The sequence below is a fragment of the Neorhizobium fuzhouense genome, assembly GCF_042611105.1.
GTDB lineage: Bacteria > Pseudomonadota > Alphaproteobacteria > Rhizobiales > Rhizobiaceae > Neorhizobium > Neorhizobium galegae_A.
Genome location: NZ_JBHFFP010000014.1, coordinates 104,409 through 124,928, shown reverse-complemented (window position 1 = coordinate 124,928; position 20,520 = coordinate 104,409). Strand labels below are relative to the sequence as shown.

17 protein-coding genes are annotated in these 20,520 nt (G+C 60.7%); 7 read left to right on the top strand and 10 right to left on the bottom strand.

The genetic code is table 11. The annotated features are described in order from the left end of the window. Positions 1-3: 3 nt before the first annotated feature. The 4 genes from ACEXP3_RS21675 to ACEXP3_RS21660 all read right to left on the bottom strand — a co-directional run bounded on the left by ACEXP3_RS21675 (position 4) and on the right by ACEXP3_RS21660 (position 4,581). Positions 4-822 carry an ABC transporter permease gene (locus ACEXP3_RS21675; RefSeq protein WP_377299288.1) on the bottom strand — a complete coding sequence of 273 codons (819 nt, stop codon included), beginning with the start codon at positions 820-822 and terminating at the stop codon, positions 4-6. Continuing rightward, entirely contained in the window at positions 815-1,768 is a 954-nt protein-coding gene (locus ACEXP3_RS21670; RefSeq protein ID WP_377299286.1) for an ABC transporter permease, read from the bottom strand. Before ACEXP3_RS21670 ends, ACEXP3_RS21675 begins: the two co-directional genes overlap by 8 nt. A 4-nt stretch (positions 1,769-1,772) precedes the next feature. After that, complete coding sequence (locus tag ACEXP3_RS21665; RefSeq protein WP_377299284.1) at positions 1,773-3,323, bottom strand: ABC transporter substrate-binding protein; 1,551 nt, start codon at positions 3,321-3,323, stop codon at positions 1,773-1,775. A 79-nt stretch (positions 3,324-3,402) separates the two neighbouring features. Further along, positions 3,403-4,581: a M24 family metallopeptidase gene (locus ACEXP3_RS21660; protein ID WP_377299282.1), complete on the bottom strand. Its 1,179-nt coding sequence runs from the start codon at positions 4,579-4,581 to the stop codon at positions 3,403-3,405. A gap of 236 nt (positions 4,582-4,817) precedes the next feature. Between ACEXP3_RS21660 and ACEXP3_RS21655 the strand changes: the two genes are divergently transcribed. The 4 genes from ACEXP3_RS21655 to ACEXP3_RS21640 all read left to right on the top strand — a co-directional run bounded on the left by ACEXP3_RS21655 (position 4,818) and on the right by ACEXP3_RS21640 (position 8,865). Continuing rightward, positions 4,818-5,477, top strand: a complete 660-nt coding sequence (locus ACEXP3_RS21655; protein ID WP_377299280.1) for a GntR family transcriptional regulator — start codon at positions 4,818-4,820, stop codon at positions 5,475-5,477. Next, positions 5,474-6,799 (top strand): hydantoinase/carbamoylase family amidase, encoded by a 1,326-nt coding sequence (locus ACEXP3_RS21650; protein ID WP_377299278.1) that lies wholly within the window; start codon positions 5,474-5,476, stop codon positions 6,797-6,799. The genes ACEXP3_RS21655 and ACEXP3_RS21650 overlap by 4 nt, the downstream gene beginning before the upstream one ends. Before the next feature lie 203 nt (positions 6,800-7,002). Next, on the top strand, positions 7,003-7,704 hold the full coding sequence (locus ACEXP3_RS21645; protein ID WP_377299276.1) for a type 1 glutamine amidotransferase: 702 nt from the start codon (positions 7,003-7,005) through the stop codon (positions 7,702-7,704). A 30-nt stretch (positions 7,705-7,734) separates the two neighbouring features. Continuing rightward, positions 7,735-8,865 carry a M24 family metallopeptidase gene (locus ACEXP3_RS21640; RefSeq protein WP_377299274.1) on the top strand — a complete coding sequence of 377 codons (1,131 nt, stop codon included), beginning with the start codon at positions 7,735-7,737 and terminating at the stop codon, positions 8,863-8,865. A gap of 330 nt (positions 8,866-9,195) precedes the next feature. Here ACEXP3_RS21640 and ACEXP3_RS21635 read toward each other — a convergent pair whose 3' ends face one another. Genes ACEXP3_RS21635 through ACEXP3_RS21610 form a run of 6 tightly spaced genes read right to left on the bottom strand, consistent with a single transcriptional unit; the run spans position 9,196 to position 15,706 of the window. Beyond that, entirely contained in the window at positions 9,196-10,104 is a 909-nt protein-coding gene (locus ACEXP3_RS21635) for a carbohydrate kinase family protein (protein ID WP_377299272.1), read from the bottom strand. Next, a complete protein-coding gene (locus ACEXP3_RS21630) occupies positions 10,101-11,138 on the bottom strand; it encodes an ABC transporter ATP-binding protein (RefSeq protein ID WP_377299270.1) in 1,038 nt (345 codons plus the stop codon). The genes ACEXP3_RS21635 and ACEXP3_RS21630 overlap by 4 nt, the downstream gene beginning before the upstream one ends. After that, positions 11,138-12,652: an argininosuccinate lyase gene (argH, locus tag ACEXP3_RS21625; protein WP_377299268.1), complete on the bottom strand. Its 1,515-nt coding sequence runs from the start codon at positions 12,650-12,652 to the stop codon at positions 11,138-11,140. The genes ACEXP3_RS21630 and argH overlap by 1 nt, the downstream gene beginning before the upstream one ends. 4 nt (positions 12,653-12,656) lie before the next feature. Further along, positions 12,657-13,499: a carbohydrate ABC transporter permease gene (locus tag ACEXP3_RS21620; RefSeq protein ID WP_377299266.1), complete on the bottom strand. Its 843-nt coding sequence runs from the start codon at positions 13,497-13,499 to the stop codon at positions 12,657-12,659. Next, the gene (locus tag ACEXP3_RS21615) at positions 13,496-14,437 is read right to left on the bottom strand and encodes a carbohydrate ABC transporter permease (protein ID WP_377299264.1); all 942 of its coding nucleotides are present in this window, start codon (positions 14,435-14,437) and stop codon (positions 13,496-13,498) included. Before ACEXP3_RS21615 ends, ACEXP3_RS21620 begins: the two co-directional genes overlap by 4 nt. 15 nt (positions 14,438-14,452) lie before the next feature. Continuing rightward, positions 14,453-15,706, bottom strand: coding sequence for a sugar ABC transporter substrate-binding protein (locus tag ACEXP3_RS21610; RefSeq protein WP_377299262.1), 1,254 nt, complete (start codon positions 15,704-15,706; stop codon positions 14,453-14,455). A 254-nt stretch (positions 15,707-15,960) separates the two neighbouring features. Here ACEXP3_RS21610 and ACEXP3_RS21605 point away from each other — a divergent pair, with 254 nt between their 5' ends. Genes ACEXP3_RS21605 through ACEXP3_RS21595 form a run of 3 tightly spaced genes read left to right on the top strand, consistent with a single transcriptional unit; the run spans position 15,961 to position 20,504 of the window. Further along, entirely contained in the window at positions 15,961-17,187 is a 1,227-nt protein-coding gene (locus ACEXP3_RS21605) for an ROK family protein (protein ID WP_377299260.1), read from the top strand. Positions 17,188-17,205: 18 nt separating this feature from the next. Further along, on the top strand, positions 17,206-19,608 hold the full coding sequence (locus ACEXP3_RS21600; RefSeq protein WP_377299258.1) for a PIG-L family deacetylase: 2,403 nt from the start codon (positions 17,206-17,208) through the stop codon (positions 19,606-19,608). Further along, positions 19,605-20,504 carry a DMT family transporter gene (locus ACEXP3_RS21595; RefSeq protein ID WP_377299256.1) on the top strand — a complete coding sequence of 300 codons (900 nt, stop codon included), beginning with the start codon at positions 19,605-19,607 and terminating at the stop codon, positions 20,502-20,504. The genes ACEXP3_RS21600 and ACEXP3_RS21595 overlap by 4 nt, the downstream gene beginning before the upstream one ends. The last annotated feature ends 16 nt before the right edge of the window (positions 20,505-20,520 follow it).

Below are 20,520 nucleotides of genomic sequence, written 5' to 3'. Positions count from 1 at the left end.
CGCTCAATGGCTTTTCCTCGGGTCGAGGGCGTCACGCAGGGCGTCGCCGAACAGGTTGAAGCCAAGCGCCGCCATGGCAATGGAAAGCCCTGGAATGGCGACGCACCAAGGGTTTCGAAACATGAACTGACGCGCCTCCGCGACCATCAGTCCCCATTCGGTGCTGGGCGGTTGGGCGCCGAGGCCGAGAAAGCCGAGGGTGGCGCCGATCATGATGGCGAAGGAAATACGGATCGTGGCTTCGACCACGATCGGCGACAAGGCGTTGGGCAGGACTTCGCAGCCGATGATGTAGAGGCTCGACTCTCCCCGGGCCATGGCTGCCAGCACGTAATCACGGGTGCGTACCGACAGAACCGCACTGCGCGCGATGCGCGCCATGCCGGGGGTAAAGGCAATCGCCACGGCGAGAAGCGCATGCTGCATGCCGCCGCCGAGCACGGTGACGATCAACAATGTGAAGAGCAGGTCCGGCACCGCAAGCAGACCGTCGAGGATGCGCATGATCGTGGAATCCACCCAGCCGCCGGATACGCCGGCAATGACGCCGATCAGGGCGCCGAGGCAGACCCCGATCATGGTTGCGAAAAGCCCGAAGGCGACGGTCGCAGGCGCGCCGTGCAGGATGCGCGACAGGAGATCACGACCAAACTGGTCGGTGCCGAGAAGATAGGTGGCAGACGGCCCCTGAAGACGGGCAACCGGATGAAACTCCTGCGGATCGTAGGGTGCGATCAACGGGCCGAACAGGGCCGCAAAGAGCACGATGGCGAGCAGGACACTGCCGACCAGAGCCGTCGGGGATGAGAAGAACTTACGCATAGCGGACCCTCGGATCGAGGAGGGCGATCACAATGTCCGAGACAAGATTGGACACGGCATAGACCCCGGCGAGAAGCAGGGTGACCGCCTGGATCACCGGCAGGTCTCGGTTCTCAAGCGCGTACATCAGCACGCGACCGAGCCCGGGCCATGCAAATATCTCCTCCACCACGATAATGCCGCCCAGGAGATAGCCGATGTCGAGCGAGATGACCGCGACGGCCGGCGCCAGGGAATTCGGCAGCGCATGCCGGCGGATGACCCGCCGTTCCGGAAGCCCCTTCAGGCGGGCAGCGCGAACATAATCGGAAGACAAAACCTCCGACATTTCCGATCGCACCTGGCGGGAGACGTGGGCCAGCAGGATGAGGCCGAGGGTACCGGCCGGCAGCACGATATGCCATGCGAAACCGGCCATGTCTTCCCAGGGAGCGACGAAGCCGCCCGCCGGAAACGGCCCCCTGTTCGGCGCCGCAAGAAAGACAAGCAGCAGCGTCGCGGTGACGAATTCGGGAAGTGCCGTCCCCAGATAGGAGAAGAGACCGATGAACAGGTCTATCGCGGTCCCGCGTTTGAGAGCGGCAAGCGCGCCGAGCGGGATGGCGATCAGCGTGACCGCGACGAGCGCGGTCACGGCGAGCAGGGCCGAATTGACGAAAGCCTCGCCGACCACCTGGGAAACAGGCAGAGACAGGCGCAACGAGGTGCCAAAATCGCCGTGCAGCAGAATGCCGGAAATCCAGGCGAAGTACCGCACATACCAGGGCTGATCGAGATGAAGCTGTCTCTCCAGTGCCGCGACAGCATCCGGCGTCGCATATTCACCGAGGATCATGATGGCCGCGTTCCCCGGCAGGACCGTGGTGATGGCAAAGACGGCAAATGTCACGATCGCCAGCACCAGGATGATGGCCAGCAATCGCCGGATCAGATAGCCCCAGGTCATGAGGTCAGGCCTTGTTCAGCCAGACGTTCTCGACATAGAAGTAGCGGGACAGCGGCGCGATCGTCCAACCTTCCGCACCCTTGCCGCTTGCGGTCAAAACATCCTCGAAGATCGGCACGATATAGGGCGTGTCCTTCAGCTGCAGTTCCTGCGCCTTGGCATAGAGGTCGCGACGCTTGGCGTCGTCGGTCGTCGCGCGGGCGTCCTCGACAAGCTTGTCGAAATCCTTGTTCTTCCAGGCTGTGTCCTCGTAAGAGGCATTGGAGGTGAGCAGCAGGTTGAAGGTCGCATCCTCGGTGGCCTGCATGCCCCAGTAGCCCATGTAGAACTGACCCTTCATCCACACATTGGCGAGATAGGTGTCGTGCGACATGGTCTCGACCTCGATGTCGAAGCCGCCGGCCTTGGCCATCTCCTTGACCGCGACGGCGACCTGGGCGCGGATTGCCGGACGGTTCGAGGCGACAAGCTTGATCTTGATCCCCTGCGGATAGCCTGCCTCCGCGAGCAGCTTCTTGGCGGCAGCAGGATCATACTGGATTTCGGGGGTTTTGATCGCGTACTGGAATTCCGGAGATACCAGATTGTCGTAGGCCGGGCGGCCCAGTCCTTCCAGAACGATGTCGACGAGGGTCGGGCGATCGATCGACATGGCAAGCGCCTTTCGCACGCGCACATCATCGAAGGGCTTCTGGTCCTGACGCATGGTGATGTTGACGAAACGGCCCGACGGAATACGCTTAGCCTTGATGCCGGTCGCCTTGGAAATGCGCTCGAAGTCGGCCTGCTGCACCGTGAGCATCACGTCCATCGAGCCATTGAGGAAATTCGCGCTCTCGGCAGCGAGATCCGGGAACAGATGCATTTCAACCGCATCGAGATATGGCTTGCCCTTCTGGTAGTAGTTTTCGTTCTTGACGAGGCGAACCATGCGGGCGCTGTCATAGGTCTCCAGCTTGAAGGGGCCGGTGCCGTTGGCGGTTGTATCCAGCTTTTCCTTCGGGCCGGACAGGGCAGCCTTTGATACGATGCGGGCGTTCGCATGCGCCGTGGAAATCGGCAGATCGGCGAACGGTATCTTCAGAGAGAATTTGACGGTCGTCGGATCGACAGCCTCGACCTTGTCGATCATGTTGAGAACCGAGCGGGCCGCGGCGGGCACATTCTTGTCGAGGATCGCGGTAAAGGTCGCAACCACATCGTCTGCGGTGCAAGGCGTGCCATCATGGAAGGTGAGGCCCTTGCGCAGGAAATAGGTGAAGGTCTTGGCATCGGCGCTGGTTTCCCAGCGCTCGGCGAGATCCGGAATAGCCTTGTTTTCCGGGCTCATGCGGGTCAGGCCGGAATAGAGCATGTCCACGACCGGATATTCGGCCGGCCCCGAGCAGTTCAGTACGTTGAGCGTCGCGATGCGCGTGGAATGGCTGATCTTCAGCGTGCCGCCGGCCTTCGGGGTTTCGGCAGCCAGAGCGTCAGCAACATCGATGCCGGGAAGCAGCGCGGTCGCAGCAAGGCCCATCACCATGGTGCGGCGGGTAATCATAAAAGTCGTCATTTCGCCCTCTTGAGATTTGGTTCGACATTGGGCCGGGCGGCATTGTTTTTGTGATTGTCCCGACCGATTTCATTCATTCTCAGCCGATCACCGTCAATTCATCCGGCAGACCGGTCAGAACCTCCGGGGCGCCCTCGGTGATGAGCAGCGTGTGCCCGACACCCATGGCAAGCCCTGTATCGGCATCACCGTTCATCACGTGATAAAACAGCGTCATGCCCGGCTGGCAGATCGTCGGGTTGCCGGAATAGATCATCGGCGGCACGTCCATGCTGGTCGGCGCAAAGGTGCAGCCGACCGAATAGCCGGTCGCGCCATAGCGGGCGCGTTTGTAGCCACCCTTGTCGAGCCCGTCGGCATAGACATCGAAGATCTCGCCAAGCGTGGTGCCCGGACGCGCGATGTGCGTCATCCTGTGCAGCGTCTCCATACCGACATCGTACATCTTGCGATGCGCATCCGAGACGCGGCCGAACAGGATCGTCCATTCGGTCTTCACGTTGTAGCGTCGGTAGGCAACCGGATATTCGACCAGGATCTGGTCCTGGGCCTCCAGCCGGCGCGGGTCCGAGACGCCACGCCCATAGACCGCGCGCGGGCCGGAATTGAAGAGCGGTGCATTCGGCGGCATGTCGGCGCCCTGGCCGAGGATGGTCGTCAGGTAGACGGCCTTCAGGTCGCTGTCCAGGATGCCCGGACGCGCAGCGGCGATCACTGCCTTAAGCGAGTCATCCAGAATGCGGGCGGCTTTGCGGGTATAGTCGATCTCCGCCGGCGATTTCACCAGGCGCAGCCAGCGGATCAGGTGACGATCATCTTCCAGCTGGCACCAATCCCCAATCGTCTGCTGGGTGCGGTAGAGGTTCCAGCCGGTCAGGCCATGGGTATTCAGCTCGATGGCAATCTTCTTGCCGCCAAGCCCAAGTTCTTCCAGAATGACCTTGAGATCGGCTGCAGGATTGGCGTCCTCGGCATCCCACCAGATCCGGATATCCTCGATAATGCTCGTCTGGCGGGCCTGAACCAGATCCGGCCTGCGCGTCAGAAGCACCGGCGCACGGCCGTCCGTCGGCACCACGAGGCACTGATAGTAGACGTAGCCGCCGGTATCATAGCCGGTCAGCCAGTACATGCTCTCCTGCGCGAAAACCAGCATGGCCTCGACGCCGCGCGCTGCCAGCTCGGCTCGAAGACGCGCCTGGCGCTGCATGTGTTCTTCCCGCGTAAAGGGCAGGCTGGGGCTGATGGGAAACGTCACGGCACTTCCTTTCAAGGCAAACTCAAAAGCCGGCTGTTGCATCACCCTAGAGTTTGGTATACCAGTCGTCAACCATCGGAATACAAATAATTTGGCGCTGTCACGAAGGACAGGTGGCCTTCTGCGCCTGCTCCGGGCGCAGCAACGAAGCAGTGGGATGACAACCGCCCGTGTCTGTGGCACCAGACTTCAATCCGGCGGTGAGGCCGTACCGTGCGGGAGGAATGCAGAAGACGATGCTGATCGAAACCGATAAGAGACTGGCCCTGCAGGCCTATGAACAGATCCTCAACCTGATCCTGACAGGCCAGGCGGAACCGGGTGTGATGATTACCGAGCGACGGCTCGCCGACACGCTCAACATGTCCCGGACACCGATCAGGGACGCCTTGCTGATGCTGGAAGGCGAAGGGCTGCTGATCCGTCAGGGCAGCCGTGGCCTGCAGGTCAAGCAGATGCGGATCGAAGATTACATGGATGCCCTGCAGATCCGCGCCCTTCTGGAACCGGAGGCTGCACGGCTGGCTGCGGGGCGCATGGCACGGGAGGAACTGGACGAACTTGCGGCGATCCTGGCCTCTCTTCTGGAAAGTGCCTCACAGCCCGGCTCCAAGCCCGACCGCAGCATTGTCCGGGACGTGGACGACAGGCTTCACGGCGGCATCGGCGAAGCCGCCGGCAACCAGCAACTGGCCCAGATCATCAAGACGCTTCGCCGCCAAACCCAGATTTTTGACCTGCGCAGCGTGCCCGAACGGCTCGAAGCGACCTGCCGGGAACATCTCGTCATCATCGATGCGCTGAAGGACGGACGGGGCGAGGACGCGGCAGCAGCCATGCGGCAGCATCTCGGCGGCGTCCGCGAAAGCATCATCCGGAGACTGTCCCGCTCATGACCATTCAAAGCGAGCGCGCATGCTCCGCCCCGGAAGGCGGCAACCGGCCACCCGTCGATATCGGCCTTGCGGAGCGCCTGTTCGATGAGCTTAGGCGGCGCACTGGCACCAACCGCGGCATCACCCGCACCTCCTATGGTCTTGGCGAACAGATTGCCCATGACATGATGCGCCGCGAAGCCCACAAACTCGGCCTGGAGGTCCGGACGGACCCCGGCTGCAACCTCTATATGACCCTCAAGGGCCGCGAGACTGGCCCTGCCATCTTCATCGGATCGCATCTCGACTCCGTTCCCATGGGCGGCAATTTCGACGGCGCCGCCGGTGTCCTTCTCGGCCTTGCGGTCATCTCCGGCTATGTCCGCGCCGGTGTAAGACCCCCGCGGGACATCACGCTGATGGCGATCCGGGCAGAGGAAAGCACCTGGTTCGGCGCCTCCTATATCGGCAGCCGCGCCGCCTTCGGCCTACTCACAGACAGAGAACTCGATGAGGTCAAGCGCTCGTCCGACCAGATCTCTCTCGGCGCGGCGATTGACGCGGCAGGCGGAGACACCGCCTTTCTGCGGTCCGGCAAATCGTTTCTTGATCCGTCCGACATCGCGATGTTCCTGGAGGCGCATATCGAACAGGGTCCGGTTCTGATCGAACGCAACCAGCCGGTCGGCATCGTCACCGGCATCCGCGGATCATTCCGGTATCGCGACGCAAAATGCCTGGGCGTCTACGCCCATTCCGGCGCAACCCCGCGAGAGTATCGCTCCGACGCCGTCAAGGCTGCGGCAGCCCTCGTCATGGATCTGGACACGGCCTGGGAACAGCTTGCCGAGGATGGCGCCGATCTGGTGGTCACCTTCGGCCAGTTTGCAACGGATGCATCCGAAGCCGCCTTCAGCAAGATCGCCGGCCGGTTGAGCTTCTCGCTCGACGTCCGCAGTCAGGAGGCCGAAACTTTAAAATGCGTGCATAAAATCCTGCTCGACGCTGTCGCCCGCATCGAAGCCAGCCACAAGGTGAGGTTCGAGCTGGGTCGCCTGACTGACAGCAAACCTGCCAGCATGGACAGGTCGCTCGTCGATGCCCTTTCCGGCTTCGCAGCAGAAGACGGCATTCCCGCCCATGTGATGGCTTGCGGCGCCGGACATGACGCAGCGGTCTTCGCCGATGCCGGCGTTCCGACCGGAATGGTCTTCATTCGCAATGCCAATGGCAGCCACAACCCGGATGAACAGATGGACATCGCGGATTTTGCCGAGGCGGCGAGGCTCGTCTCAGCGCTTTGCCTCTCCCCTCCAGTTGAGATCTTGAAGGCCCGAGCATAATGCCCCTCGCCCGGGGTCGCTGATCGCGCGACCGAGCGGGGCGCCAAAGCCGGATGGCGGGTGCAGATCGTGTCGCAAATGCACCTGATGCCGACGTGAAAGCGGGTGGCCAACAGCGGCAAAAATTATCCTGACAATCCGATTGCGTCCTGAACACCATTGGCATACCAATGGTGTTCAAAGACTGAACCGGATGAAATCACATGGTGGGACGCCTTCTTTTTCTCGGCAATGGACGCAAGCTTCAGTCCGTCGCCAAACTCGATGACAGGTTCGAGGCCTGGGGCCTGCAGGTCGACCGCTACTGGGCCTATGGCGGCCAGTTCCCCTCGTCGCTGAAGGGCTATGACGGTATTTTCCTGTCCGGCAGCCCGCACGGAGCCTATGAAGATCTCCCCTTCATCCTGCGCGAACACGACCTGATCCGCGAGGCGGCAGAGATGGACATCCCGATGCTGGGCATCTGTTTCGGCAGCCAGATCCTGGCTTCAGCGCTCTGCGGACGCGATCAGGTGTTTCGCCGCTCCTATTGCGAAATCGGCTACAAGGATCTGCCGCTCACCGAGGCTGGAAAGAGCGACCCGCTGTGCCGTGATCTCGTCGACAGCGCCTACATGTTCGTCTGGCACAATGACGAAGTGAAGGCCGATCATCCCGACATGACGACCCTTGCCTATTCCGACGATTGTCCCAATCAGATCTGGCGCTACCGGGACAAGGAAATCTGGGGCATCCAGGGCCACCCGGAAGTAACAAAAGCGCAGGCGATTGCGTGGTTTGAGGAAAATCGCGCGCGAATGGAGCAGGACGGCGCCACGATCGACGACCTCAAGGCCCAGGCTCACGAAGCTGCGGAAGCCAAGACCATGCTCACCCGCTTTGCCGAACGCGTTCACAACGGCTGACAGCAAAATCTCGCAAAGGAACAAAGGACGATGGTCACGCCCGCCTATTGGTTCGAACGCCAGGAATTCCTCTCCCGCCTTGCCCGTGTTCAGGCTTCGCTGAAGGAAAAGCAGCTCGACGGGTTGATTGCATTCCTGCCGGAAACCGTCACCTGGCTGACGGGCTATTTCACGCGTGCCTATGGAACGCTGCAATTTGCCATCATTCCCGCAGATGGCGAACCGACCATGTTCTGCCGCGATGTCGAGGAATACTATCTCGACAGCACCTGCGTCTTCCACGACCGTGTGATGTGGACCGACAGCGACGATCGAATGAAGGTCGCCGCCGGCGCCATCGAGAGCCGCATCGGCAGCAGAGTGAAGCTCGGGATCGAACTTTCCGCATGGCCGCTTTCCGCCGGTCGATACGACTATCTGAAAAGTGCCCTGCCCGGCATTGAATGGCAGGACGAAAGCCTGATGACGCCGCAGATGCGGCTGATAAAATCTCCCTCCGAAATCGCCTATCAGCGTCGCGCGGCGAAAGCAGCCGAGGCCGGCATGCAAGCGGCGATCGACAGCGCTGCCGTTGGCGTCAGCGAACGGGAGATGGCGGCGGAAATTTGCGCCGCGATGATCCGCGCGGGGTCGGACCTGCCAGGGCCGGGCGTCATGTCTTCGGGTGAACGCGCCTTCCACCTGCATGGCGGCTATTCCGATCGCGTGCTGGAAGCCGGTGATATCGTCCAGATCGAGACCACGCCCAACGTCAAGCACTACCATGCGCGCTTCATGCGCCCCATCCGGATCGCGCCGATTGAGGACGACGACCACCGCGTTGTCGAAAAGCTGATCGCCATTCAGGACGCCGCGCTGCGGGAGGTGAAACCGGGTGTTTCCGCGGCTGTTCCGGATGCCATCTATCGCGATGGCGTTCTCTCGGCAGGGCTACGCGACACCTACACCAACAAGACATTCTATTCCGTCGGCCTGCTTCTGCAGCCGAATGGTGGCGAACCTCTCGAAGCGGCATCGGGTAGCAGTTGGGTCTTCGAAGCGGGCCAGACCTTTCACACCTATGTGCTGGCACGCGGCTTCGGCATGTCCGAAACGATCGTCATCACCGACACAGGCTACGAGAGGTTAACGAATTTCCCCCGCCAGCTCTTCGTGAAGTGACTTATTGTGACATCGGCAATCGGCCAACGCGGCGGCTACGAGGATACCTGCCCCCTAGCTCCTCAAAGGACCGAACTTGCCGGAGGATTTGGACGAAAAGGCTGGCAAGCGTGCTGAAGTTTCGTTAACCGCTGACCAGGGCCAACATCTGCTTCTGGTGAAGCAAGCGAGAAGCGGCACCCGTTTCCCATATCCCTCCGCTGGCCAGCCCTATGGAATTTGAAAACAAGGTGTGATTAGCCGAACTCGGGATCCGAAAAACCGGCAGCAGGCCATCGCGAACACGACCGCTTACACCGAAGGCGCTCCAATCCGCTGTCATCCGGCACGTCACCTTCCTGGTTGGCGTTTTGGCAGTGCCGTCGCTCCCCCCGCCGTCTGAACGGCGAGACTGCCGGCATCGATACCCGCCGAAAGGCAATCCGAGATGGGACTTTTTTCAAGCCACTCGTTCAAGAAGCCCGCATTGAACGCATCTCCTGCACCCGTTGTATCGACAACAGACACCGGTTTTGCCGGAACGTGAAGAAGAGCGTCACCGGACGCCGCCCAGGCACCAGAAGCGCCACCCTTCAGAACAACAATGGGGAATGTGCTCTTCAGCATCCTCAAAGCCATTTCCGGATCGGGACTGCCGGTGATTGCTTCGGCCTCTTCAAGGTTGGGCAGGAACACGTCTATCCCCTCACATCGGCTCAGCAGGGCTGGATCATAAATGAGGCTCGCATCCCAGCTTGGGTCAAGCGAGACAGTCAGCCCCTTGGCCTTGGCACGCACAACCAGATCGGGGATCTCGTGCAGGGTCGCATATTCCGCGATATGGAGGTGGCGAGCTTCGTCCCAACTCAGTGCGACTTCAAGGGTTGTCGGGCACACCGCCCCGGCACGACGTGTCAGAAACGCTCGCTCCTGGCCGACGACGGCCGCGACCGTCACCTGAGGACCGGCATCGGCAGCATAGTCGGCAAAACGCAGGTCGACGCCGGCGCTGTCTATCTCGTCACGAACACCTACAGACAGCGCGTCCGTTCCCAGGCGAGCGACGAGCGCTGCTTTGCGGCCAAGATGGGCAACATGCGCAGCCGCGATGAAGGCGCCGCCTCCTGCCGCAATGTCCATTCCGCCTGCAAAAAGCTCGCGCCCCAGCACCGGCATCTCGTCAAGTCCGGTGAAGATGAGGTCGCAGTAAACCCGTCCGATGCTGAGCACCGCGGAAGCTGTGCACGTCGATGCCGTCATGACCGACCCAGGAACGTCTCTGTCCGGGCATCGAAGAGGTAAAGGCTACCGGGCGGCGCCGTGCAGGTGAGCAAGGTTCCGACTTCCGGTATCCGTTTATCACGCACGGTGGCGATGACAGGCGTCTCGGCAACGTCAAGATGGACCAGCGTTTCCGGTCCGAGCGGCTCGACGGCCGTGACCGTGCCGCTCAGGCTGATCCGGGCACCCGGATTGCCTTGATCGGCCGTCAGGTCGTGCGGTCTAATTCCGATCAGGATGTCGCCACCGCTTCCCGCTTCGATGGTATCGCCGCTGCGTCGTCCACCGATGAGGTTCATGGATGGGCTACCAATGAATTTCGCAGTGAACACATCGACCGGTTTCTCGTAGAGTTCGGAAGGCGTGCCGACCTGCAGGATGCGACCGTCCTTCATCACGACAATCCGATCGGCCATCGTCATGGCCTCGATCTGGTCGTGGGTCACGTAGACGGTCGTTGTCTTCAGCCGCTGGTGCAGCCGCTTGATCTCGATACGCATCTGGGCGCGAAGCTGAGCATCGAGGTTCGAAAGCGGCTCGTCAAACAGGAAGGCGGACGGATCCCGGACCATAGCCCGCCCGATGGCCACACGCTGACGCTGGCCACCCGAAAGGGCTGCCGGCCTGCGATCGAGAAAGGCCTCAAGACCCAGGATACGGCCAGCCTCCTCAATCCGCGCATCTTTTTCGGCTTTGCTCATCTTCGATGTGTAAAGGCCAAAGCCGATATTCTTGCGGACGCTCAGGTGCGGATAGATCGCGTAGTTCTGGAACACCATGGCGATATTGCGCTGCTTCGGCTCGCGTTCATTGACGACCTCGTTGCCGATCTTCAGCGTGCCGGCGGAAATCTCTTCAAGGCCGGCGATCATGCGCAAGGTTGTCGATTTTCCGCAGCCAGAGGGGCCGACGAAGACGACGAATTCCCCGTCGGCGATCGACAGGTCGATCCCTTTGACCGCCTCCACTTTGCCGTAGCGCTTTACCAGCTTTTCAAGCTCGATCTTTGCCATCAGCGGGCTCCTGTCAGTGCCGTGAATTTCTGTTGCAGTTCAGCGGCGGCGGCGGATTGCCGTGCCGTGAACGCGTCAGCCTGCGCCTCCAAGGCCGCAAGCTGCTCGCGGTAGCTCGAAAGTGCAGACTGCATCGGTTCCGGTGCCGGCCCGCCAAAGCGGCTGCGCACAGCAACAAAATGCTCAGGCGATACGATTTCCTGGAACGCCTGGAGATCGATCGACGGTGTCCGCCCGACGGCCTGGGCGAAAGCCGCACGGAATGGTTCGAAGCCATGGTTGGGAAGGTCGCCTCCGGCTGCAACGACACTCCTGGCCGTTGCCGCTGCGATCTCATGGGCTTCGCGGAAGGACAGGCCTTCGATGCGCACCAGCGAATCGGCAAGTTCGGTGATGGTGATGCAGGAGCGACGAATGTTCTGGTCCACCCGTTGCGGGTCGATGCTAATCTGGCCGATCAGTGACGCCATCAAGTCAAGCACCCGTGACGCCGATGCGAAGGCCTCGTAGCCCATGCCCTGCGTTTCACCCTCGCTGTCGTTCATGTCGGTGAACGGCGTGTTGTGAACGACATCCAGCATGGCCCGGGCACGCCCGAAGGTCTGACTGGCCAGATGGCGCAGATGTTCGATCGGCACCGGATTGCGCTTTTGCGGCATGATCGAGGAGATCTGTACCAGCGCGTTCGGCACATAGATCTGGCCGACCTCAAAACTCGTCCAGACCTGGAAATCCTGGATGAGCCGACCCAGATGCAGGAACATCAGCTCGATGGCGGAATACGTCGATGTGATATAATCGGCTGCGGCGATGCAGGAATAGGAATTGCGCTGTGCGGCGGAAAAGCCGAGCAATTGCGCCACCCGGGCACGGTCGATGGGAAAGCCGGATGTCGTAATCGCGGCAGCCCCCATCGACGATAGATCGACGATCTTGCGGGCCTCGCCAAACCGCTCGATGTCGCGGATCAGAATTTCGATTGCCGCGGATAGATAATGACCGAAAGTCGTCGGCTGTGCCGGCTGGCCATGGGTGTAGGCGACAATCAACGTCTCTTTTTGGGCGTCGGCCACATCGATCATGACGGAAAGAAGTGCGCGCGCCTTGACCATCAGCGCATCGATCCGCTCCTTCAAGCCAAGCTTGAACAGGGTATGATCGATATCGTTGCGCGACCGCGCGGTATGCAGCCGTCCGGCAACATCCACCCCGACGCGGGCCTTCAGTTCCTTTTCGATCAAGAAGAAGAAGTCTTCGACCTCGCCGGTGTAAGTGAGGGCAGCGGGGTCGATGTCTCTGTCGATCGCGTCGAGGGCACCGGCGATTTTGCCGGCGATGTCGGTGCCGAGAATGCCGGTCTCGACGAGCATCACGAGATGGGCCCGGTCGATTTTGCGAAAGGCATCGACATGGTGGCTCTTGGCGCCATCGAAAAGCGGACGAAGCACCGTTTCCTTATAGACCGGATCAGGGAACCGGCTGGTGTCGGACAGGCGGGGGTTGATGTCAGTCATGCCATTATCCTTTCAGGCCTGCCAGCATCACACCGCGGACGATGTAGCGCTGCAGAATCAGGAAGACGAGAAGGGTGGGAAGAGTGGCGATCGCAGCCCCAGTCATGATCATTTCCCACTGGATGGATTGCTCCACGGCAAAACTCGAAAGTCCGACCGGCAGCGTATACAGTTCCTTGCTGGTGGTGACGATCAGCGGCCAGAAGAACGCCGTCCAGTTTCCGAGGAACGTGAAGATGGCAAGCGCCGAGAGTGCCGGCGTCACAAGCGGCATCGCAACCTTCCACCAGATCTGGAACTCGTTCAGTCCATCGACCCGTGCAGCCTCAATGAAGTCGTTCGGCACCGTTTCAAAAAACTGCTTCATCAGGAACGTGCCGAAAGCCGTCATCATGCCGGGGAACATGATGCCCCAGTAGCTGTCCAGCCAACCGAGCTGGCTCGACATCAGGTACCAGGGGATGACCAGCATTTCGGTCGGGATCATCAGCGTCGACAGGATTGCGATGAAAACGAACTGACGGCCGCGAAACTGGAATTTTGCAAGCGTGTAGCCCACGAGACTGTCGAAGAAGCAGTTCGACAGTGTGACGACAACCGCGACCACCGTCGAATTGAAGAACCAGCGGATGAACCGACCGTCCGCCAGCACGCTTATGTAGTTGGCAAGCGTCGGAGCCGCCGGAATGAGCCGCAGGTCATAGACCTGATCGGCGGTCTTCAGCGATGTCGAGAACATGAAGGCGATCGGCGAGATCATGATAAGGCCGCCGATAAAAAGGAGGGTCCAGGCAATGATGCGGCCGGGGCGGATATTGGCGCGGTGAAGAACTGGCGTTTCGCTCATTTCTTTTCCCTCAGGATGAACAGCTGCAGGAGGGAGACAATCAAGAGGATTGTGAACAGCACCACCGTCTGTGCCGCCGCATACCCCATGGCATAAGTGTTGAATGCCGTCTGGTAGATCATCAGCACCAGAGGCTTGGTCGATCCGAGCGGGCCGCCGGGATCGTTGGTGGTCATGTTGTAGACCTGATCGAAAATGCGCAGGAAGCCGATGGAGGAAAACACCACGAGGAAGACGGTCGTGGGTTTGAGGAGCGGCAGCGTGATCTTGCGTAGGATCGCAAGCTCCCCAAGGCCGTCGATGCGCGCAGCCTCGTAGAAGGTGGAGGGAATGGCGCGCAGGCCCGCCATGAAGATGATGATCTGGAAACCGAGACCTGCCCAGATGGACGTCACCATCACGGAAAAAAGCGCCTGGTCGGTCGAGCGGATGAAGGGCTGCTGCGGAATGCCGACCATGCCAAGGATATCATTGATCACGCCGATCGGCGGCGGCTGATAGAACCAGCGCCATACCCAAGCCATCGCCGCAGCCGTGGTGAGAAATGGCAGGAAATACAGCGCCCGGATGAAATTGTGCATGAAGCGGACACGGTCGAGGAAATAGGCGATCGCAAAGGCGAGCGTCAGACTGATCGGCGTGCCCACGATCAGATAGGTAAAGGTATTCTTGAACACCTTCCAGAACTGCGGGTCCTTGAATAGCTTGATGTAATTGGCAAAACCCACCAGTTTTGCCGGACGCAGCAGATCCCAGTTCGTGAAGGACAGATAGAAGGCCTGTGCCGTCGGATAAAAACGGATCACGGCATAGAAGAGGATCGGGAGAGCCAGAAAACCCCACACCCACAAAAGACGCTTTGTCTGCATGGAAAAGCGGTCGCCGAAAGCCCCGCCGGGACGGCCCTGCACCGTCCCCTGCTGTTCGTTCATCGCCATGACCCGCTCCCGATCTTACGGCTTGGCCGCGTCGATGATCTCCTGCTCCGCCTCTGCGGCCTGCTTCAGGGATGCTTCAACAGGCTGTTTCTCCAGAAGAATGCGATTGACCATGTCGATCGCATTCTGGCGCTGGGCAGCCTCGTCCTTGAACATCGTGGTATGGGCGTAGTCGAGGCCCTTGAGGAAGGGCCCGTAGATCGGATCCTTGAGATTGGCCTCCGTCAGAGCTGCGGAGCGTCTGGCCGGCAGCTCACCCACAGTCTTCAGCCAGATATCCATGGCCTCCGGCGACGAGATATAGGTCAGGAATTTCTTCGCGGCTTCGAGTTTCGGCCCGGTGGTCTTGGCACTGATGCCGTTGGCAAAATAGCTGGCATAGTTTGACCGGACGCCTTCGGCATTCGCCGGAAGTTCCGTGACGCCCCACTCGAAATCCTTGATGGTCTTGAACGAGCCCAGCCGGAATGTCCCGTCAATGGTCATTCCCGCCTTGCCGCCGCGAAAGGCTGCCTGGCCTTCGTCCATGAAACCGGCCTGACCGATCTTTTTCTCCAGCTGCAAGCTCGTGTAGAAATTCAGTGCCTTCAGGCCCGCGGCACTGTCATAGGCAACCTTCGAATCGCCGTCCGTATAGGGCGCTCCGCCGAACTGCCGGATCAAGACTTCACGCCACCACTGGTGATCCTGCCCCCCCATGTCCAGCGTCGATCCTTCGACCATAATGTTGCCTGACGCATCGTGCTTGGCGATCTTTTGCGCAGCAGCCACGAATTCGTCGAGCGTCTTCGGTGGATTGTTCGGGTCAAGACCGGCTTCCGTGAACAGCTTCTTGTTATAGAAAAGCGCCAGCGAACGCACGGCTGTCGGCAGGCCGTAATAATCATTCCCACGCTTCATCGCCGATACAATGGGGAAGAACTCGCTCTCGATCTTGTCATGCGGGAAAGTGTCCTTCGGAAGCGGCTGCAGAATGCCGCCCGTCGTAAACTTGTCGAGCCAGCCGTAGAACAACTGCATCACGTCAGGCCCCTTCCCCGACATGTTCGCGGCGATCACCCGCGTCTGATAGTCTGCATAGGGGAAAGTAACCTGTTTGACCGTGATGTCGGGGTTGGCTTTCTGGAATTCGGCGATCAGCTGGTCCATCGCCTTGACACGCGTCTCGTAGACGTACTGCCAGTATTCGATTTCGACCGCCTGGGCGGCATTGAATGCGAATGTGCTGAATCCGGCGACGAGACCGGCGAACAAAGTTGCCTTGCGCATGTGAACCTCCAGTTTCCCCGCCGGCTTTGCGGTCTGGGGAGATTGTTCCCTATGTCCTCCACGCGGGGGCGTGGCGCGAACTTATCCACACCAGGTTTCCTCACCCTGGCCACGGCGGCGTGCTTGATCCAAGCCGTCGTTCATGCGCTACGGTCTCCTGACACAGGCGTGATGTCAATAAGATAATTTACTTGAATTATTGTATTGCCGCCCTTGGGTTTCGGCGGCTATGAATTCAGAGCGAGGATATAACGATGACGATGCATCCAACCGGCAGCCACCCCGTGGCCATTGGAAAGAACCCCGAGCGTAGCCGCGAGCATAACCGGCGTGTGGTTCTGGACATCGTTCGTCAGCACGAAAGCCTCGGCCGTGCGCATATTGCCAAGCAAACCCAGCTGACACAGCAGGCCGTCGCGAACATCGTCGATGAACTGGTCGGCGAAGGACTGCTGATCGAAATGGGCCGTTTGCGCAGCGGACGCGGGCAGCCTCCGGTCCAGTTCGCTGTCAATCCGGATGGCGGCGTCACCATTGGCGTCGAGATTGCCGCCGATCACATCGTGACCCTTGCCCTGGATCTGTCCGGCCGGCTGCGTGCGCAACGATTTGTCCCTCTGACCGCCAGAACGCCTGACAACATTCTGAAAACCTTTGCGGACGAGTTTGAAGCGATCAGAACCTCTGTCGGATTAAAGCTTCTTGGGACCGGTGTTGTTCTGCCCGGTCCTTTCGAGATCGACGGCATGACATCCGTCGGCCCGACGACGCTGCCCGAATGGGCAGGCCACTATACCGCCCAGGCCCTCAGCGATGCGTGCGGCCATACGGTCATCGTTGAAAACGACGCCACGGCGGCCGCAGTCGGTGAGCGGCTTTTCGGGAGTGGATTGTCGATTTCCAACTTCTGCATGCTCTACTTCGGCGTTGGCCTCGGCCTTGGCATCATGCAGGAAGGCGCCCCCTATCGCGGCGCCTTCGGCAATGCAGGCGAGATCGGTCATGTGACCGTTGTGCCGAGGGGAAGGCCTTGCCCCTCCTGCGGCCAACTCGGCTGCCTGGAAGGCTATGTCTCGACCTATGCGCTGAAACAAAAACTCATCGCAGCCGGGATTGCTGACACCGGCTTCGAAGACCTCGAACGACTGCATGCGCAAGCCCATCCCACCATCGTTGAATGGGTCGAGGACGCTGCCGCCTATCTTGCGCCGATGGTGGCGATGCTGGAAAATATCCTTGATCCGCAAACGGTCATTCTGGGCGGCGCATTGCCCGATGCACTCATCGATGACGTGATCGCCCGTCTCGCCCCCCTCCCCACATCTGTCGCAAGCCGGAGAGCCCGTGACCTGCCGCGTGTCATGCGCGGCAAGACCGGACAACTGACCGCGGCTCTTGGCGCTGCCGCGCTGCCGCTTTTCGACATGGTAACGCCGAAGCTCGAACTGTCGCTTCGGACCTCAAGTGACGTTCACACATGATATTCTGAGGAGATTTGCATGCTGACCGCCCGCGAACGCATAGAACGTCAGATGAACGATCCGGCGCTGGTGCGCCTTCATCGAAAGCTCAGCCGGCTCTCATCGACTGTCACGATGATGAACACCGGCGCCCATCCGGATGACGAGCAGAGCGGGATGCTTGCCTTCATGCGTCTCGGCCTGGGCATACGGGTGATCATCGCCTGCTCGACACGGGGCGAAGGCGGTCAGAATGCCTTGGGGCCCGAGCGGTTGGGAGCGCTCGGCGTGCTGCGCACACGCGAACTCGAGGAGGCCGCGCGCGTCCTTGATGCGGACGTCCTCTGGCTTGGGCATGGCCCGGACGATCCCGTCCACGATTTCGGCTTTTCCAAGGATGGCAACGCCACCTTCGGCCGATGGGGCGAGCAGCGTATCGTGGAGCGGCTCGTGCGCGCCTATCGCATGGAACGCCCCGATATCGTCGTACCGACCTTCCTCGATGTGCCGGGTCAGCACGGTCATCATCGTGCGATGACGCGCGCAGCCGAAACGGCGATCTCCCTCGCCGCCGACCCATCGGCTTTCCCCGAGCACTTCAGCCAGGGACTAACGCCCTGGACGGTCGCGAAATACTATCTGCCGGCATGGTCGGGCGGTGGCGACACCTACGACGACGAGGTGCCTCCGCCGGATGCCACGGTCACACTGCGCGCCGTTGACCGCGACCCGGCAACCGGCGTGGAATTCGACCGGATTGGAGAATGGTCGAGATATTATCACGCCTCGCAGGGCATGGGACATTGGCCGCAAAACCCCAAGACGAACTGGCCGCTGCATTTGAAACTGGCCGCTGAGCGGGTCGAAACGGAAACGTCCATCTTGGACAACATTCCGGCATCCCTTTCCACACTGGCCGAATGGGACGCGCTGTCCTCGACAATCGCCAATGCGCTGCTGACAGCAGATGCTGCCATCAGAGCAGCAATCGCAGCTTTCCCGGATCGCAAGACGATCGCGCGTCACCTGGTCGAGGCGGCAGAGCAACTGGACCTGGTCTCCACCTCGGCACCGCAGGCTTTCCAGGCACTGCACCGACACAGGATCACGCGCAAGCAGCGGCAGATCGATGCTGCGCTTCTGGAGGTGGCCGAGATTTTCGAGCGAGCCTATGCCAGTCCTTCCAGCATCGCGCCCGGCGGTTCAGCCGTTCTGAGCGTCACGCTCGGGCGGGGCGCTGCAGAGGCTGCGGTCGACGTGGTCCCGATCCTGCCGGAAGGGGTGACCTTTATCACGCAGCACGGGAATCACGATCAGTCCATTGTCCTAGAGGCTGCCTCGGAGATGCCGCTGTCGAACCTCTATTTGCCGTCCTGGTCGTCTATGGGCGGCAACGGCCATGCCCATGTTGGGATTTCTGCGTCAATCGGAGGACGCACGGTTTCCGGCAGCTTCGATCTTGAGGAACCCTTTTCCATCTCACCGGCGCAATCGCTGACGATGTCGCCGGAAACCCTGCTGGTTCCATTTCAGAGTGACCAGACCGAATGGTCAATCAAGGCAAGCATTGACGGTATTCAGGCCCCCCTCTCCTTTCGAGTGCCGCCGGGCCTTAGCCTCAAGGCCGGCGACGACGGTTGGACGGTTTCGGCCACGAAACCGCTGAAGCCGGGCCTCACCGAGATCCTGCCACAGCTTGGCGGCCTAGAGGCCTTCTGGGTCACGCCTATCGCGTTCCGCCATATTGGTCGAACAAGCTTTCGACAATCGGCGGCACTGAGCATCCTGTCCCTTGATCTGAAATTACCGCAGGGAGCACGCGTCGGATATGTGGGCGGCGGTGCGGACCGCATCGGTCTGTGGCTATCGCGTATGGGTCTTCAGGTCACCGAGATGGACGCCGCGGCGTTGGCGGGCGACCTTTCACGCTTCACGACAATCGTCGTCGGCATTTTTGCTTTCGGCATTCGCAAAGATCTTGCGGCGGCAACCGCTCGTCTGCATCGTTTCGTTGAGGAAGGCGGACATCTGGTCACCCTCTATCACCGTCCAAGCGACGGCTGGCATCCGCAGGAGACTCCTCCACGGCACATCGAGATCGGATCGCCGTCGCTGCGTTTCCGTGTCACCGACCCTGTGGCGGAAGTCACAGTGCTTGCACCCGAGCATCCATTGCTCGCCGGCCCAAACAGCATCGGGTCCCAGGATTGGCAGGGCTGGAACAAGGAGCGCGGGCTTTATTTTGCGGCCCGCTGGGACGATGCCTACGAGCCGCTGCTGGCCATGCATGACACTGACGAGCAGCCTTTGAAAGGTGGATTGCTCTCGGCGGTAATCGGTCGCGGACGCCATACTCATACAAGCCTTGTGCTCCATCACCAGATGGACAAACTCGTGCCGGGCGCCTTCCGCCTCATGGCAAACCTCGTGCAGCCCGCATGACCGCCGAGCGGTCGCTCGACGATGCGCGCGAGCAGGCTGCCAATGCCCGTATCGCCGTCGGCTGGCTGCTCATCGACATGACGCTGGTGTCCGGCGGCATGACGGCCTTGGTCAAGGCCCAAGGAGCGACCTATCCCGCTTTTCAACTTGTCTTCATCCGCGCGATGATCGGCCTCCTGTTCATCCTGCCGCTCATCTGGCACCACCGCGCCGAGATGACGCGTATCCGTCACCCGTGGCGCAACATCGTGCGGATTTCCTGCAACGCCGTAGCGCTGACCAGCAATTTTCTGGCGATTACCCTGTTACCGCTCACAACGGTCAACGCCGTCGGCTTTTCACGCCCGCTGGTGACGATGGCGATGGCCGTCATCATGCTGAATGAGAGGGTGAGTCGTATCCGCTGGGTCGGCGCGGGGCTGGCTTTTACCGGAGTGTTGCTTATCGTCGCACCCGGAACATCGGGCTTCGACGTGAACATTCTGGTCGTTCTGGTGACGGTTGTGTTCGGATCGCTGGCGATCATTCAGACGCGAGCCCTGCGCGACGAAAACACCACAGTGATGATGGTCTTCTACACGGTCGGTCTTGCCGTTATCACCGCCGTGCCGGCTATCGTCACATGGCAACCTGTCTTGCCGCTGGACTGGCTGCCGCTCCTCGGGATCGGCCTGCTGGCCCAGCTTGGCCAATATTGCTTTCTGCGCGCCTACCGCATGGCCGATGCCAGCATTCTGGCGCCGGTCGGTTATCTGTCGATTGTTTTCGTCACCGCTGTTGGCTACGTCTTTTTCGATGAGGTGCCACAGTGGCGTGTGGTGATCGGCGTCATCATGATCATCGCCTCTCTGCAGGGTGCAGCCTTGCTGGAGCGAAGGCGTGCCCGCGGACGTTAGTGCTCTGATCCTGCCC

Coding starts and splice junctions, on each gene's coding strand:
- ACEXP3_RS21630 (WP_377299270.1), bottom strand. CDS start 11,138: ATGGCAAAGATCGAGCTTGAAAAGCTGGTAAAGCGCTACGGCAAAGTG.
- argH (WP_377299268.1), bottom strand. CDS start 12,652: ATGACTGACATCAACCCCCGCCTGTCCGACACCAGCCGGTTCCCTGAT.
- ACEXP3_RS21635 (WP_377299272.1), bottom strand. CDS start 10,104: ATGACGGCATCGACGTGCACAGCTTCCGCGGTGCTCAGCATCGGACGG.
- ACEXP3_RS21650 (WP_377299278.1), top strand. CDS start 5,474: ATGACCATTCAAAGCGAGCGCGCATGCTCCGCCCCGGAAGGCGGCAAC.
- ACEXP3_RS21605 (WP_377299260.1), top strand. CDS start 15,961: ATGACGATGCATCCAACCGGCAGCCACCCCGTGGCCATTGGAAAGAAC.
- ACEXP3_RS21610 (WP_377299262.1), bottom strand. CDS start 15,706: ATGCGCAAGGCAACTTTGTTCGCCGGTCTCGTCGCCGGATTCAGCACA.
- ACEXP3_RS21670 (WP_377299286.1), bottom strand. CDS start 1,768: ATGACCTGGGGCTATCTGATCCGGCGATTGCTGGCCATCATCCTGGTG.
- ACEXP3_RS21600 (WP_377299258.1), top strand. CDS start 17,206: ATGCTGACCGCCCGCGAACGCATAGAACGTCAGATGAACGATCCGGCG.
- ACEXP3_RS21595 (WP_377299256.1), top strand. CDS start 19,605: ATGACCGCCGAGCGGTCGCTCGACGATGCGCGCGAGCAGGCTGCCAAT.
- ACEXP3_RS21615 (WP_377299264.1), bottom strand. CDS start 14,437: ATGGCGATGAACGAACAGCAGGGGACGGTGCAGGGCCGTCCCGGCGGG.
- ACEXP3_RS21655 (WP_377299280.1), top strand. CDS start 4,818: ATGCTGATCGAAACCGATAAGAGACTGGCCCTGCAGGCCTATGAACAG.
- ACEXP3_RS21665 (WP_377299284.1), bottom strand. CDS start 3,323: ATGACGACTTTTATGATTACCCGCCGCACCATGGTGATGGGCCTTGCT.
- ACEXP3_RS21645 (WP_377299276.1), top strand. CDS start 7,003: ATGGTGGGACGCCTTCTTTTTCTCGGCAATGGACGCAAGCTTCAGTCC.
- ACEXP3_RS21640 (WP_377299274.1), top strand. CDS start 7,735: ATGGTCACGCCCGCCTATTGGTTCGAACGCCAGGAATTCCTCTCCCGC.
- ACEXP3_RS21675 (WP_377299288.1), bottom strand. CDS start 822: ATGCGTAAGTTCTTCTCATCCCCGACGGCTCTGGTCGGCAGTGTCCTG.
- ACEXP3_RS21620 (WP_377299266.1), bottom strand. CDS start 13,499: ATGAGCGAAACGCCAGTTCTTCACCGCGCCAATATCCGCCCCGGCCGC.